The following is a 15219-nucleotide window of genomic DNA, read 5'->3' as shown; positions in this document are numbered from 1 at the left end:
TATGAGCAAAGCGGGCGTCTCCCATACCACCTGCGGCTGCTGTGGGCGCAGCATGGCCAAGGCAACGGCGGTGGCGGATGGCGTGGCCTACTGCAATACCTGTTATGTACGGGAATTTCACGCCGTACCCTGCACAGGCTGTGGTAAAGCTACACGGACGCTGGGTGGCAAGACACCGGCATACTGCCGCTCCTGCCAAACACAGAATCGTCGTTGCGTGCGTTGTGGAAAGCCCGTGCCGCGAGCGGGGCTGCTGGTACCCGAGGGAGCCGTATGCGCGTCCTGTGCCCGCTACTATCAGGAGCCGCGCCCCTGTCCCGTCTGTGGGCAACAGAGCCTGCGACTGGCTCGCGATTTTGCGGCGGGATTTACCGAGCCCGTCTGCGAGCGCTGCCGGCGGAAAAGCTTCATCACCTGCCCAGGCTGTGGCAAGCACCGCAAACCTGCTGGAGAAGACAAGCAGGGGCGGATCGTGTGCAAATCCTGCCTGACACGCCCGGAGCCCTTTATTTGCCCCCGTTGTGGCCAGGAAGGGCGACCGCACAGTCATACCCGCTGCGAGGGCTGTTACTGGCAGGAGACTTTACAGCAACGGGTTCGGCAATCGGTAGCGCTGCTGTCCCGCGAGTGGGTAAAGGCCGCATTTCGCCAATTCTTTGTTGATCTGCCAGAACGAATCGGCGCTCACGCCGCAGCACTGCGCCTGCAGCGGTATTTTTGTTACTTCGCCAAGCTGGACGCGCAATTTGCTTCCCCCGCTGCCATTACTGCCGAGGCCTTGATTGGCACCCTGGGGACGGAGGGGTTGCGTCGTTATGCCGTTCCCCATGGGGCATTGATCCGCCAGGGGCTCATCCCCGCATGGTCGGACGAGACACTGGAGCGCATCCGGGAGGACAAGGCACAGTCGCTGATTCTGGAGACCAGCAAGGATCAGTGGTTCGGTCCATTGCTGCTCCGCTTTCAGGAGCACTTGGGTGAGCTGAATCAGCGCTATCGCCAACGCGGCTGGGTTGGAAAACAGCGCCGGTTTGTACCCCGGAGCATCACCAGCGCCCTGCGTGCGGCACACCGGTTTCTGGAGGATATTTCCAGAGAAAATCCCTTGCCCAGCATTCAGAGCGTCCAGCAAATGCAACTGGACCGCTTTCTGGCAGAACATCCCGGCTACCGCGATGGGATCCGCGCCTTTGTGCGCTTCCTGAACCACAAGGAGAAACTGTTTCGCAAGCTGCGTGTCGAGTCGGTCACTCGGAACCTGCCTCCCGACATTTTTTTGGATCATGGGCGATACACGGCCCTTTTGCGCGCCTGGCTGACCCCGCAGGAGGCCGAGATCAAACCGGCCCTGATTGCTTCCCTGATGCTGCTCTATGCACAGTCTCCGGATCGTATTGTTCGCATGCGGCTTTCTGACCTTTCCTATCGGCAGGACGAGGGCTATCGGTCGATCTTTGGCCGCACGGAGATCTTGTTGGACCGTCGTGTCAGCGGCCTCGTTGACCGCTATCTGCAACAGCGGCGGGCTCTCGCTACACTGGAAGCGACGGAAGAGACCGATTGGCTCTTCCCAGGACGCCGCCACGGCGGGCATATGCATGCGGCCACCATCGGCCATTACCTCAAAAAGCAGGACGTGACGGCGAAACAGCTCTTTGCCACCGCTGTGTACTACGCCTATATGGGCGGGCTCCGCCACCCCAAGGTACTCGTCCGGGCCTTTGGCATCACAGACCAGACGGCGGTGAAATATCTGGAAATGCTGGATCCTCGCCTTAGCGCCGAAGTGAGGCAACGTGTCGGCCAATCCTAAGCCCTGGTTCCTCTATCTGTTGCTCTGTCGTGGTGGCGGGATCTATACGGGCATCACGCTGGATGTCGAGCGACGCTTTCGCCAACATTGCACGGGTAAAGGTGCCCGCTATACCCGCCTCAACCCGCCAGAACGGTTACTTGTTTGTCGGGAGTACCCAGATCACCAGAGTGCTGCCCAGGCAGAGGTCGCCTTCAAGCGTCTCCCGGCTACCGAGAAATGGCGCTGGGTCGCCCACTGGACGGGCGAGGCAGATGCCCCGCTTTCACATCACCCACTCCTGCAGACGCTTTGACGCCCCCTCCTGGCGTACATTCAACAGATGCGCCACACCCTCAAGCTCTGCAGCATAGGGCTGATAGGCTTTTGGGATCGCTTCCGTAAAGACGATACAACGCCCAGGCTCCAGAAATCCGGATTCCAGAGCGCGCTGAAAGCTGAGGTAAGCGTCATTGACCTTCTGTTGGATCAGGCGGCGCGAGCCATGGAAGGCAATATTCTTGCAGGCGACCCGCGGGGCTTCGGTTACAGCGTACGGAAACGTGGTAATGAAATGCCCGCCCTCCGGGCGGATAAACTCCAGTTCCAGATCACGCGCAAAGCCCTTGCGGTACATCAGTTCCGACGATTGCAGGACATCCTCGATCCATTCCGCAAAGGGCTTGTCTGGGGGGCGACCCGGCATTCCCAAAAGACGGGTTTCCAGATCCCAGAGCACCCGCTCCCAATCGTCCTCTGCCGACCAGTCCTCAAGATAAGGGGGTGTGACCATGATTTGCCGATCCAACGCAGCGACCCGATCCAGTTCCTGATTCACAGTATCCCCGCCATCGTTGCCCACGTTTCCCGAACACAGGAGATCCTGCAGCCACCGCACCCATTCCGCGAACACCCAATGCCATTCTGACTGCTTTGGCGCAACCGCCCTATAATAGGCCAGATCCAGAGGCTTTCCTTTGCGCAGACCCAAGGCGCGCAGTTGATATTCGCCGTCGATGCGCACCACCAGGGCAAAGTTTTTCCCCTCCTGCCGCTGCGGGGACTCACGGTACTGCAGAATCCGGTATTCCACGATCATACTGGGATACCGAAGGCCTGCGCGTGGGCACGATAGATTGCGAACAGTTTGCTTTGACGCCGAATCAACGCGCCTGCAAGATCCTCCTGCCACGCCTCTGACACCCCGCGAAAGGGCTTGCCCAGGACACAGCACTCCCGAATCAAGACATCGGAAAGTGCCTGAATGCGATCAAAGGCCGCACCCAGGGGGATTTTGCGCACTCTCCCGTAGAAGGGATGGCTCTGGACCAGCAAACGCCCTTCCCGGAGGGCGCGGATACTGTCTTCAGGGGTTTTGTCGGCACCCAGCAGGGCGTGGCTGTGATCAAATCCGGCAAAGAGCTGAATATGGGCGGTAGCCAACACAGCCTTGAGATTGCGGGCACGATCCCCATTGCCGATCCACAAATCAAAGGCGAGCAGGGATGCTGCCTGCTGAGGATAACGCTGCGCCACGGCGTCCAGTTGGCTGTTCAGGACATCCGGCAGACTGATCCCAGGAGAATGCAGCAAAAGGCTGGCGTAGGTTGGGCCATCTCCCGTCGTAACCAAGACGCCATCCGCAATGGGCATGCGCAGCGTCTGCGCCAAGCGGAGAGCGACTATCTCATTATAGACGCAGTGAGGTGCCTCATTACCGTCAAACTTCAGCAGCGCATCCAACGTCCCGACTGCGGGTTGGGTGATGCCAGAAGAACCGGAACGGCGCGAAATGCGGCGGATTTTGTAGGTTTCCATGGCTGGGTTCTGATAAGCCTCTTGGCCTGATCCTACGGCGAGATGTTGCCCGGCGGCAAGCGCCTGCACGTCGGCGGTGGTATAGCGACGCGGAAAGGGCTTGCTGGGCTGACCACGCCGGTCCCGGATCTGCCCGCCAGCGCGAAATTGCGAGATCAGACGGGTCACCTGCGCGCGAGACAAGCCGGTCACCTTCTCCAAGTAGCGACGCATCCATCCTCGGGCAACTTTGCCCAAGTGCGCGTACTGGAAGCGGCGCAACTCGCCGGCAATCCAATCATACGCCTCCTCTCGAGCTGGAGCGGCAAAATCGAGGCCTTGAGCGCCTTCCACAAAGGCGCGGATTTGGTCGAGGGTCTGTAGTCCCTGGGTCTTGAGTGTCACGATCATCCTCCGATGATCCCAAACTCAGACCGCTCAGGCTCATCTCACCTTGGAATCACGCTCTCCCTTCAGGCTCATCTGTCATTGGAAGAGGCTGTAACTTGCAGAGCCACGACACAAAATGTACTCTTTGCACCTTGGGCCACAGCCCATCTTTTACTAATCTACTGGTTCCCCTGCCCCCAGGCAAACGCCAAAACCGGGCAAGATGAAAGACCTTACGGTAACGGGCGATGGCGACAGGGAGAGGGCGGCGTCAACAGCAGGGTGGGATCGATGCGCGAGTAGCGGTTCGGATTCTCAATGAGAGGTATTCCTCGTATAGGAACAGAGATGCTCACTGAAGATAAAGCACGAAACCTGGCGGTTCAATGGATCCAAGCGTGGAATTCCCACGACCTGGATAAAATCATTTTGCACTACGGAGAAGATGTCGTCCTGGTATCACCCGTTGCGGCAAAAATTCTCAACGACCCATCGGGTGCGGTGAAAGGCAAGGAAGCTCTGCGAGCGTACTTCAAGAAAGGGCTTGAAGTGTACCCAGACCTCAAGTTTGAGCTTCTTGACACGATGTGGGGGCTTTCCAGCGTTGTTCTTTACTACGCGAACCAGAAGGGCACAACGACCGGCGAATTCATGGAAATTGATTCGAAAGGCAAAATCATGCGCGTGGTTGCGAATTACAATGACTGAGTTAAGGCATAACCTAGCGTTCGAGGACGACGCGGTGAGACGGCGCACCGTATTCTTTTATGTCCGTGCCCCGCTCGGCGCAGCGCGGCGTTAAGTATACAAGTCAACATCGCATGAAAATTGACAGCCTTGATCACTTGGTACTGACCGTCAAAGACATCGACGCCACCGCCTCTTTCTATTCCAAAGTGTTGGGAATGGACGTCATTATTTTCGGGGATAGTCGAAAAGCTCTTTCTTTTGGCGCGCAGAAGATCAACCTGCATCAATACAGAAAAGAGTTCGAACCAAAAGCGCAAAAACCCACGCCCGGCTCGGCTGATTTATGCTTTATCACGTCAATCCCAATACCCGAAGTGGTAAGGCACATCTCTTCGTGTGACGTTGCTGTAATAGAGGGACCGGTTCAGCGCACTGGAGCAACAGACCCGATTCTTTCTGTTTATTTCCGCGATCCAGACATGAATTTGATTGAAGTTTCAAATCGTGTGCATGCCTAAGGGAGTCTCTGATCTAGGGCTCTGGTATACTGATTGGCGTCAGGGATGCGGAGGAAAGTGACATGTCGGGGCAGATGACCTTTGCGGAACAGCAGGATCTCTCCCGTCGCCGGAAGCAGACCAAGCGGGAGCGCTTTCTGGCGGAGATGTATGCCGTCGTCCCCTGGGCGCGGTTGGTGGCGCCATAGACCCGCCGCATCTGATTGAGGCTGTCCGTCGTCCCTTGCGCGCGGTTGGTGGCCCTGATTAAGCCGCACTATCCTCGTGGTGGCCGAGGGCGCAAACCGATGCCATTGGAGCGGATGCTGCGCATTCACTTCCTACAGCAATGGTACGCCTATTCCGATCCCGGCATGGAGGAAGCTCTCTATGAAATCCCGCTGCTGCGACAATTTGTAGGCATCGATCTGGGCCGAGACTGGGTTCCCGATGAAACGACCATTCTCAAATTCCGGCGCCTGCTGGAACGCCAGGATCTGGCTTCGGCCATCTTCGCCGAGGTGCAGGCGGTCCTGCGAAAGAAAGGTCTGCTGCTTGCCGAAGGCAAGATGGTAGACGCCACCCTCATCCATGCGCCGAGTTCCACCCAAAATCGGGACCAGAACCGGGATCCGGAGATGAGCTCGACGAAGAAGGGTAGCCAGTGGTACTTCAGATTTGCCCTGCCACGAACCCAGATATAAACCAAACTACTAGCCCCCGAAGCTGGACCCCCGCCTAGATTTCCGGTATAACGGGCGGCATGGAATCGACAAAACCTTTCAATCCATTGCTCGCGGATATTCGGGTACGCCGGGTCGAGCGCCACGAGGAAGCACGTTATCAGGCACTGATGGCGGAGCATCATTATCTGGGGGCACTGCCCAAGATCGGCGAGACGCTGTGGTACGTCGCCACCTGGCAGGATCAGTGGGTGGCGCTGATCAGCATGTCCGGGGCCGCATTGAAATGCGGGGTCCGTGATCGCTGGATCGGCTGGGACTTCCGTTCCCAGTACGGGCGTCTCCGGCTCATCGCCAATAACAGCCGCTTTCTGATTTTGCCTAACTGGCATCGTCCCAATGTTGGATCGCGCGTCTTGTCTCTGGTCGAGCGGCGTATCGCCGACGACTGGCAGACCCACTTCGGGCATCCCTTGTTCCTGCTGGAAACCTTTGTCGACCCTCAGCGCTTTTACGGAGGGGTGTACCGGGCGGCCAACTGGGTGGAGCTGGGATTGACCCAAGGCTATCGCCGCACTCCAGGTGGTTACAGCGCTACCGCAGCCTCCCCCAAACGGATCTTTATCCGGCCTCTAGTACGCGACCCACAGGTCCGTCTGACCCACCCGGACTATACCTGCCTGCAACTCACCGGAGACCCCAATCGCATGCTCAACGCCGAAGAAATGCGTTCGTTACCGCTCTACTTCGCGGACATAAAAGATCCCCGTCGGCCGCAAGGGAGGCGGCATCGTTTACCCGTCGTGCTGGGGATTGCGGCAGGAGCCACCCTCTGCGGCATGTCCGGCTACAAGGCCATGGCGGACTGGGCCCAGGGACTCGGGCAAGCCGCCCGGGAGCGTTTCGGCTGCCGGCGCGAGAATAAACACTATGTCGTGCCCAGTGAATTTGTGATCCGCGATTGCCTGGTGCGGGTTGAACCGGGAACACTGGACCGGGCGCTCAGCCTCTGGAATCAGTCCCAGGGACAGCTAGAGGATACGCCCCTGGCCATGGATACCCGATGCTCGATGACTGGCGGGTGATATGGAACAGGTGGATGACAATCTCCTGTTCCGCTGGTTCGTGGGCTTGGGAATGGATGACCAGATTTGGGTGCCCACGGTGTTCACCAAGAACCGGGATCGCTTGCTGGACAAGGGAACGGTACAACGCTTTTTTCAGACGGTCTTGGAGCAGGCAAGGCATCAGGGGCTGCTTTCCGAGGAGCACTTTTCTGTGGATAGCACCTTGCTGGAGGCCTGGGCTTCTCAGCAATCCTTTCAGCCCAAAGACCCCGAGGATCGGCAGGGCGACGGCTCTGATTTCCGTGGACAGAAGCGAAACAATGACCCCCATGCCTCGGTAACGGACCCCGATTGGCGCCTCTACAAGAAGGCGCCGGAGGATGCTGCGCGGCTGGCTTATCTGGGGCATGTGCTCATGGATAACCGGCACGGCTTGATCGCTGGAGAGCAGGTCACCACCGCAGATGGAACGGCAGAGGGGGATGCCGCCGTGCAGCTCATCGATGACCTGGGCGGCGCGGAGCGCATTACCCTGGGAGCCGACAAGGGCTATGATCGGCACGAATTTGTGCGGAATCTTTCTGATCGCAACGTCACCCCCCATGTGGCTCGCAAATGCCAGGGATCAGCGGTTGATGGCCGGACCACCCGTCACGTCGGGTACAGCATCAGCATTCGCGTGCGCAAGCGGATCGAATCGATCTTCGGCTGGATGAAGACCGTGGGCGGGATGCGCAAAACGCGATTCCGTGGATTGGATCGTGTGGGTCTGCACTTCACCTTGGTGTCCACCGCCTACAATTTGGTGCGTATGGCACGACTGGGGGTGGCGTGATGGGATTACTGCGGACAGAGCTCGGGAAATCGAGCAAAGTGACTGGAAAAGCCGCACAAAGGCCGTCTAGAAGTGCCTTCAGACCGCGTTTTTCGAGAAAATCAGGGTGCCTCGCAGATTTTATCGCAGGGTTTTTCCGCAGCCTGTTAGAGGAAGATCGACATGAAGAAACAAATGGCAGGTCCGCGTATAGAACGATCCATCTCGAGAAAGAGGTTGGGTCAATATATGACGCCAAATCATGTAGCGGACTTTATTGCGAACCAACTTCCCGTGGCTGTTGAGGCGGTAGTGGATTTGGCAGCTGGGGATTGCGCGCTACTAACAGCTGTCTATAAAAGGAACCCGGATACCATTCTTTGTGGATTCGAGATTGATTCGGGAGTTTTTTCGGTATCTTCAAAGACGCTCCCCGTTGCGCGCCTAATCAATGCAGATGGACTAAGCACCGCTATTGAAAAATTTAATTTGCCATTGACAAATGTTGCGGTAGTCGGCAACCCCCCCTTCACGGAGATGGAGCCAACAACAGTTGCCCTAGAACTGATAGCCAAGGCATTTCCTAGTGTAACAAGCAAGCTGGGTATCAAGCGATCAGAATTGTATTTCTTGGCACGATCGCTGCTAGTAGCAAAGGCGCTGAAAGGTGTTGTTGCTGTCGTGATGCCAATCGGCTTTGTGGATGGGGACATCTATACTCAATATCGTAAAGCACTAATGACGGAGTATGCCGTAAAATCTGTCACAGAAATTCCAGCACAAACGTTCAGTTTTACTGAGGCGAGAACAGCCCTTTTGGTGATTGATACAGCCATTAATGGATCTACAGAAGTAGATATCTGTCGTTACAGTGCGTGCGGTAATGAAACGCTGATAATATACCGAGGTCCTATTGACCCAGGGGAGCGTCTTGATGCTCGTTACCACGAAGGAAGGCTTCAGATTCCGACAAATGTTCCCACAATAGGCGAAATGGGCGTGACTATTACGCGCGGAAGAGTTTCCAGAAGAGAAGCGGCAACATTACATCTCGACGTTATTCACACATCAAGTCTGCGGCAGGCAAGGCACGGAGGTCTCCATCTTTCAACATTCAGCCCCGCTGCCGACATTGTCTCTAGGCCGGGAGCACCTATCCTCGCGGAGCCAGGAGATATTTTGTTGCCACGAACTGGGACCAGGGTCAATTGGACACCGGTGATTGTGCGCTCCGGGTCTGGGGAGATCACCGATCATATCTTCAGAATTCGAGTTCCAAAGCGGTGCAGGCGCGAAGTCATAGCCTCGTTCAGGCACCCCGGCTTCTCTAGCTGGCTTGAATCAATTTCTAAAGGCGTATGCGCAACAGTGCTAACAAAAAGGGAGTTGTTGTTAATGCCTTTATTTTCAGCTCCAAATACAGTAAACAATATTAACTAAATGCTGGGATAGTGACATCATAAAGATGCCATCTCCTAACATGCTTCGGACATATCGAGGGCGAGATTCATTGGCATTTTCCACATGACCAACCAGCGCAAAAAAGGGGGTTACGCGGATATGATCACCATGCAGGATATTTTGCACATACCGCTCTTCGCTTCCAAACTCAAATCGATCTAGTCACCATGTGCGGAGGATAAGTCAATATGGTAGAGATGCCAGCGACGCACCTCTGATGACCGCCCTTCTGACCTCTCAGGATGATCATATAGCAGCGAGGATGCCTGATAGTTTGAGTTTTCAACTAAGAACATTGCCGTCGCGATAGCATGCGGCTTGGTGCCAAATGGAGCGATGACAGTATGGGGGTTCTCGCGACGGCCATCAGCGTGGATCAAGTTTAGCAGGTCAAAAGCACCACTCACGCTAGAAGCGGAACAGTAACGGATGCTATCAAACTTGTGGCGCTCAAGTGCATCTATGTTGTTCGCAATCGCATTCATCTCCCAACCTGGCGCGTAGCTTGGTACGCCAAAAACAGCATATTTCTTCCAACCAACTAAGGCATCTTCTTGCTCACAGGCAGCGGCCAGACGAGAAGCCTCATACCCAAGGAATACCACTAGACGCGCATCTTGGTTGGAAAGTTCACTTAGTTTGCAAGCAAACCCACGCACGCCTTCGAGCCGACGGTTTTCGCTTAAGGAAAATTCGCGTGACCAAAATGAGTCTAAGTAGATATCCTTCGCGTAGTCGCGCGGTTCTACATAGATACAGTCTACCGATCGGAGGTCGGCGGCCTTTGCAGCCCGCAAAAGAAACAATACTTCGACAGTGCCTAGAGATGTTGTCTCGAATACCACACGCTGCTTGCTGCGCATCTGATCAACTAAGGCTCGGCGTTGTGCCCATTGATTGCCATTAATCAGCAAGCGGTCTGGCTGTTCAGCACAGAACTGTGCCTCAACAGATTCGCTGGCCTTGGACGTGATAATACCCACCGCATTTTTACTGCGGTCATCAATCCCTGCACCGTGGAAAGCGATATCCCATCGCATGCTGTCGAAGCCATATAACTCCTCCGAGGACGGCGAGGAGATGGTTTTCACTCTCACTGCGAATCCGCCTCAAACAGAGACATCTGGTCCGGGTCCCCAAGGCGCCAGTTCTTCTGATACTCTTTGACAAGTTCGCCCATCTCATCGCGGGTCCCGGTCAATAACTCCTTGGCTTGCTCCGCGTTAATCTCGAGCTTGCGTCCCTTATTATATGAGATCCCAAAATACGGAGCATAGATGGGATTGAAGATATATTCCTCAGATTCCAGTCGAGTTTCCTTGACCTTGGTCTCCGGCACGACAAACAACACTGACCACTTTACACATTCCGACAGTAATATCCCTGAATTTTCGTCTAAATCGCCGCGAGTAATAGCGAGGTGGGTGCGCTCAGCTTCGCTTTGAGACGGCCGAGATTGGGAGAGCCGAAAGATTTTACCGAGAGTATTTACTATATAGAACAACCTATTACCATAGTCTCCGGACGCTTGAGTCTCCTTCACAAATAGTGCGCTCGCTGCTAGCGCCGCTTTCGCCTGGTCTTCCGGTGGGACAGGATTTATATCGCCGTCTGAAGTCACTGCCATGCCCATCATTGACAGGTGGCAGAGCTCAAGGAAATGCCGGACATTGCCCTTTGCCAGACTAAGAAAGGATTCAAATCCTGCGTAGAGGATGCAAGGTCGCTGTACCGGCAGGAATAAGTAGAATATACTGCCAAAAAAATAATGGTGCACCCATTCTTTCGTCTTAAACTTCGAAGACTGACCGGCAGCAGCCTTATCGAGTTCCTCCAGTACCGCCTCCGGGTTCTTTCCTTGATGAAGTAACGCAGGAACGCAAATCGACTCCATCGCCGCCTCGCACCGGATAAACCGATCTGGATTCAATTTCGAGCCCGATAGACTCAGCGCTGCCTCCAGATTCTTCTGGAGACGGTTGCGTAGCGTCTTATCTTCTAAAACATACAGTGCGGCTCGTGGTCCCTTGATCTCTGGTAACGTGTTACGGGCCGCCTCAAGGGTAACGCACCGATACTTCTCGTCAGTACGGCGCACCCCAAGCCCCTCAATAGAGCACAGTAAGCCCTCGTTTATCAATTCAGATCCGATACGGATTCCTTTCTTTCGGAGTCTAAAACAGAACAACTCAGCAGCAAAAAGGGGGAAATCACTCTCTAAATGTTTTTCGACATCGAACCTGCGAAAATCATCGCGTTCTTGCAGGCGTTCAGTACTGAGTGTTTCTCTCGTCGCCATGCCGTTGCGCTTAGTCGCAATGTGAAAGATTAGCGGTGCCTCCGAGTGCTTTATGTGTGTATTAATTATCCGCATCTGATAATCTAGTAAATTCTCATATTCATCGATAAAAACGAAGAACACTATTTCTGTCAGGTAAGGGACCTGCCTTTGGACAGCACCGATCAGTTCTAGAATTACCCGCTTCATGGGTAAAAATTGTGGCTTTCCCTCGTCTTCAGGATTATTCAGCCACATGGCAAATCTGTTTTGTAGCAACCGAATATGACGTGTCAATCCCTCTAGATCGCTGGGCGCCGTGCTATCGAAATCTCCCCACGCCGACATGTCAAGGTTATGGAGTTCTTCAAAGAACACACGACGGGGCCCGCTGTTAAGCAGTTTCAAGGCGCCGAGAAACTCCGAGACTATGGAGAGGCATAGATCATGTTCAAAGGCCTTTTCCCACTGGGAGTTAGTGAGCGTGTCTCCCCGGAAAGTGCGCATATATTGAGTGTCTGCTCGCAAATACAGGCCTATCTGTTTTGGCAACGACTCGGGTTTTAGTTCCCGCTTTTCGCTCAACTGAGTCGCATAAGAAAGGTAGCGCAGCAAGGTCGTTTTACCGCAACCACGACCACCTTCGAAAACGATCGGCTTACGTACCTCGTCGAGTGATAGTTGATTGAAGTACAGTGGCATAACAAATTCATTCCATAGATCGAAACCTAGCTCCTCGGCCCGATTTTTTGCGAATGCGTGTGCTACTACCGTCGTCCTGTCGCTCATCGATCCACCAAAGAGCTCCACTGCTCGTTTTGATACCAATAAATCGGTAAGGTATTATTTGGCGTACCATGCTCGAAGGCATAGGAAAGGGCTTGCCCATCGAAACCCATCGGACCAATTCGGCGACCACCAAGATCGACTTCTCTAGCGATTTTATCGTAGTCTGTTTTCAATCGTTCATTGACCAGATCTACCTTAATTCGTTTGATTACATTGCCATCGAAAAAATGGTGTTCATTATTAAGTACCTCTCCAGCAATAATCTCGATCTTCGGATATAGTTCTTTAATCCTTGCCATTCCCTTCTCGTGAGCAGCAACAGTTACATAAGCGATGCGGCAGTCTGAGCGACTATTCATAAACTCCAAAAATCCCGTTTTTTTAACAAACTCGGAGAACTGCTCACCAGTGCCACAAAAATCGTCCACCAAGATAATCATATTGACGGAGACAGGCTCATCACAAAGGCGTTGCGGCCAAGACATCCAGCCTTCATTTAGATGTAAAGACTTTGCTAATCTACGCAAAATATAAGGGCCGCTTTTAGTTGGCGGCTGATCTAGTCGAATTACAGGACTAAGGCGGACATGTGGATCCTTTCGACCTCGGAGCGCAACAACTATCTCATCATCAGTCTGAGCCTTTGGCCCAATCAGTTCCGAGCTAGTCATCGCTGCCTTGATTAGCGATTCGACCTGTTCGCGACTACGAAAAATGAGGTTATCAAGCAAGCACGCTCCGAGCAGCTCACAATCCCGGCTTTCAAACTGTTCGAACCAAGATCGAAACCGAGCTTGATCTATGCCCTGCCAGACCTTTTGCCTAATTAGCTGCTCCACTCTTCTCTTGGCGCCTTCAATAAAAAGCCGTTCGTCTTGCTCCATACCTATTCTCAATCTTCGCCAAGACCTACTGCATGCCTGTTGTCAAATCATTCATTATCTGTCACGTGCTTCAAAGATAGATTGTCGACAATTAAAGTGGGTATCCCTTGATTTGATTGCCCAGCATAATAGGTCATGGTCATGAAGTTTTCGTGGGCGCGTAATTGCAAGCGTTGCGGACATTTTTTTGCAGCCTTAAAAGTGGTCGTATCGCCGTGCCTAGCCAGAATGCTTGCAGGCGGCGTAACATACTAAATCCCGCGACAACTTTTGGCCCGACCTAGGCCTTCGGTGGTCACATCAGACTACTGTTCCTTCTTTGCTAAGTCCATTAGATGTGTGAAGATGCATCCATGATCGCGATACTTCGGCAGTCGACGTCTTACAAACCATACGTAGATTCGCTAAAATCGCTAATGCTGTCAAGCGCGCAGTATGACCCAAATCCCGCGATTGCTTTTGGCGCCCCAGGGAATTGGTGGCTTGCTGGGCGGATTTCTTGGCCTGCTACGGGGTGTCGCGTCGGTTGTGTTGGATCAGAGCGCATTCGGACTCTGGTTGAGCTCTGCTGGCGATGGATTTTGGCGATTTTTCCGGGTGCTGGGCAGTCGACTCCTGCACCGATGGGATTCGGCGCGCTGATTGCCGGTTTGCCCCAAGATTACGAGGAGGGATCCAGGGCTGTTGTGGCGCTGTGCGCCCGGACTGCGGTAAAGAACTCATGGCAGAAAGTGCTGATTTTCAGCACCCAGGTGCCGGCATTGCGGATCATGCGCGCCGGGGTTTGAAAAAAACGCCAACGAACCGTGGCAACGCGGTGCCGCAGGGATTGCCCATTACTGAGCGCCCGCCGCACAGATCCCGGCGGGCGCGATTCGCGCACTGGGCTTCCACCTTGGGTGTTTGGCGACAAAGCGTGCCGGGCCACGGGTGAAGAACGTGCGGCTCTGGTAGCCACGCATCAGCAATTTGTGCCATCCGCTCCCATCGCGTCAGGTCTTGCTGGCTTCGCCGCCGAAGCGTGCGCCGCCAGAGGCCGACGATATGATGCCGAAAGGCGCTCAGGCTCCGGCTATTGGTCGGCACCGCATGGTAGGCAAAGAATCCAGTCACCACTTGCCGTAACCATCGCCCTTGCTGTGGAATCGACTGGTGCATCCTCTTTTGTAGCTCCATCGAAAGCGCTTAGCCAACCCACCTACCCAAGGGGTAGGCGGTCACGTTACGCCGGGTTTTTCCCAGTGGAAGGGCAGGAGTTTGTGCAGACAGCGGTTCGGCCAGTTGGGAACTTTTCCAGCACATCGCAGAGGTAGGCGAATGGTTCTATCCCGTTGAACTTGCAGATCTCGATCAGGGTATAGACGGACGCTGCCCGTTTGCGGCCAGCGTCATCACCGGAAGCCTTCGCTCGGTGGCATTCCCACCTATGATATGAGCCCATGGTGCTCAGCCATGGTGCACCTCGCGAAACAACCACGGCATCTCTTGTTGGCGTTGCGCTTCGTAATCGCGAATGGCAGCGGCGTGTGCCAATGTCATCTGAATATCATCAAGGCCATGCAGGAGTTTGTGTTTAGCCCCTGGCGCAATCGTAAAAGCGTAGTACTGCCCATCGTCGCTGCGTAGCTCCTGCGCCGCAAGGTCGATATGTACCCGCAAAGGTGTCCGCTGCGTAGCCGCAAAAAGGGCGTCGATCTGGGCCTGCTCCAGGCTAATGAGCAGGATCCCATTTTGTACGCAATTATTGGCGAAGATGTCGGCAAAACTCGGCGCAATCACCGCGCGAATCCCATAGTCCGCCAACGCCCAAGGCGCATGCTCGCGGCTTGAGCCACAGCCAAAATTCTGCTGTGCCAGAAGAACCTGGGCACCCTGCAACTGGGGGTCATTCAGGACAAAATCGGGGTTCGGATCGAGGAGGTCGCCATTGTGGTAGCGCCAGTCGAAAAAAAGAAACTTGCCCAAACCCTGGCGCTCGATGGTCTTCAGGAATTGCTTGGGGATGATGGCATCGGTATCGACGTTGGCCCGATCAAGGGGGATCAAGAGCGAATCGACCACAGTAAAAGCTTGCATC

Annotated in this window: 13 protein-coding genes and 3 pseudogenes; 8 read left to right on the top strand and 8 right to left on the bottom strand. The window is 54.6% G+C overall.

Annotated features, from left to right (window positions below):
• The first annotated feature begins 1 nt into the window (after position 1).
• Together ACQAYK_RS03950 and ACQAYK_RS03945 are read left to right on the top strand one after the other, a co-directional pair.
• Entirely contained in the window at positions 2 to 1813 is a 1812-nt protein-coding gene (locus ACQAYK_RS03950) for a hypothetical protein (protein WP_483167925.1), read from the top strand.
• Positions 1797 to 2108: a GIY-YIG nuclease family protein gene (locus tag ACQAYK_RS03945; RefSeq protein ID WP_483167924.1), complete on the top strand. Its 312-nt coding sequence runs from the start codon at positions 1797 to 1799 to the stop codon at positions 2106 to 2108. The genes ACQAYK_RS03950 and ACQAYK_RS03945 overlap by 17 nt, the downstream gene beginning before the upstream one ends.
• Here the strand turns inward: ACQAYK_RS03945 and ACQAYK_RS03940 are convergent.
• Together ACQAYK_RS03940 and ACQAYK_RS03935 are read right to left on the bottom strand one after the other, a co-directional pair.
• Positions 2079 to 2891: a hypothetical protein gene (locus ACQAYK_RS03940; RefSeq protein ID WP_483167923.1), complete on the bottom strand. Its 813-nt coding sequence runs from the start codon at positions 2889 to 2891 to the stop codon at positions 2079 to 2081. The genes ACQAYK_RS03945 and ACQAYK_RS03940 overlap by 30 nt on opposite strands.
• Positions 2888 to 4000 carry a hypothetical protein gene (locus ACQAYK_RS03935; RefSeq protein ID WP_483167922.1) on the bottom strand — a complete coding sequence of 371 codons (1113 nt, stop codon included), beginning with the start codon at positions 3998 to 4000 and terminating at the stop codon, positions 2888 to 2890. Before ACQAYK_RS03935 ends, ACQAYK_RS03940 begins: the two co-directional genes overlap by 4 nt.
• Before the next feature lie 327 nt (positions 4001 to 4327).
• Between ACQAYK_RS03935 and ACQAYK_RS03930 the strand changes: the two genes are divergently transcribed.
• The 6 genes and pseudogenes from ACQAYK_RS03930 to ACQAYK_RS03905 all read left to right on the top strand — a co-directional run bounded on the left by ACQAYK_RS03930 (position 4328) and on the right by ACQAYK_RS03905 (position 9170).
• Complete coding sequence (locus ACQAYK_RS03930) at positions 4328 to 4687, top strand: nuclear transport factor 2 family protein (RefSeq protein WP_483167921.1); 360 nt, start codon at positions 4328 to 4330, stop codon at positions 4685 to 4687.
• Between the two features lie 113 nt (positions 4688 to 4800).
• Complete coding sequence (locus tag ACQAYK_RS03925; RefSeq protein WP_483167920.1) at positions 4801 to 5187, top strand: VOC family protein; 387 nt, start codon at positions 4801 to 4803, stop codon at positions 5185 to 5187.
• Between the two features lie 62 nt (positions 5188 to 5249).
• Positions 5250 to 5840 (top strand): annotated as a pseudogene (locus ACQAYK_RS03920) (IS5 family transposase); the annotation flags it as partial.
• Positions 5841 to 5929: 89 nt separating this feature from the next.
• Entirely contained in the window at positions 5930 to 6934 is a 1005-nt protein-coding gene (locus ACQAYK_RS03915) for a Druantia anti-phage system protein DruA (RefSeq protein WP_483167919.1), read from the top strand.
• Between the two features lies 1 nt (position 6935).
• Positions 6936 to 7751: pseudogene (locus tag ACQAYK_RS03910) on the top strand (IS5 family transposase); the annotation flags it as partial.
• A 162-nt stretch (positions 7752 to 7913) separates the two neighbouring features.
• Positions 7914 to 9170, top strand: coding sequence for an N-6 DNA methylase (locus ACQAYK_RS03905; RefSeq protein WP_483167918.1), 1257 nt, complete (start codon positions 7914 to 7916; stop codon positions 9168 to 9170).
• 179 nt (positions 9171 to 9349) lie between these two features.
• Here the strand turns inward: ACQAYK_RS03905 and ACQAYK_RS03900 are convergent, their stop codons facing one another.
• The 6 genes and pseudogenes from ACQAYK_RS03900 to leuD all read right to left on the bottom strand — a co-directional run bounded on the left by ACQAYK_RS03900 (position 9350) and on the right by leuD (position 15218).
• Positions 9350 to 10282 (bottom strand): hypothetical protein, encoded by a 933-nt coding sequence (locus ACQAYK_RS03900; protein ID WP_483167917.1) that lies wholly within the window; start codon positions 10280 to 10282, stop codon positions 9350 to 9352.
• 2 nt (positions 10283 to 10284) lie between these two features.
• Positions 10285 to 12258, bottom strand: coding sequence for an ORC-CDC6 family AAA ATPase (locus tag ACQAYK_RS03895; RefSeq protein ID WP_483167916.1), 1974 nt, complete (start codon positions 12256 to 12258; stop codon positions 10285 to 10287).
• Complete coding sequence (locus tag ACQAYK_RS03890; protein ID WP_483167915.1) at positions 12255 to 13142, bottom strand: phosphoribosyltransferase-like protein; 888 nt, start codon at positions 13140 to 13142, stop codon at positions 12255 to 12257. Before ACQAYK_RS03890 ends, ACQAYK_RS03895 begins: the two co-directional genes overlap by 4 nt.
• A 661-nt stretch (positions 13143 to 13803) precedes the next feature.
• Positions 13804 to 14025: a hypothetical protein gene (locus ACQAYK_RS03885; protein WP_483167914.1), complete on the bottom strand. Its 222-nt coding sequence runs from the start codon at positions 14023 to 14025 to the stop codon at positions 13804 to 13806.
• Positions 14026 to 14359: 334 nt separating this feature from the next.
• Positions 14360 to 14538 (bottom strand): annotated as a pseudogene (locus ACQAYK_RS03880) (transposase domain-containing protein); the annotation flags it as partial.
• Between the two features lie 50 nt (positions 14539 to 14588).
• On the bottom strand, positions 14589 to 15218 hold the full coding sequence (gene leuD, locus ACQAYK_RS03875; RefSeq protein WP_483167913.1) for a 3-isopropylmalate dehydratase small subunit: 630 nt from the start codon (positions 15216 to 15218) through the stop codon (positions 14589 to 14591).
• Between the last annotated feature and the right edge of the window lies 1 nt (position 15219).

Source organism: Acidithiobacillus sp. AC3 (assembly GCF_050261095.1).
GTDB lineage: Bacteria > Pseudomonadota > Gammaproteobacteria > Acidithiobacillales > Acidithiobacillaceae > Igneacidithiobacillus > Igneacidithiobacillus copahuensis.
The sequence above is the reverse complement of the archived record's forward strand: the minus strand, read 5'-3'. Positions and strand labels throughout refer to the sequence as shown.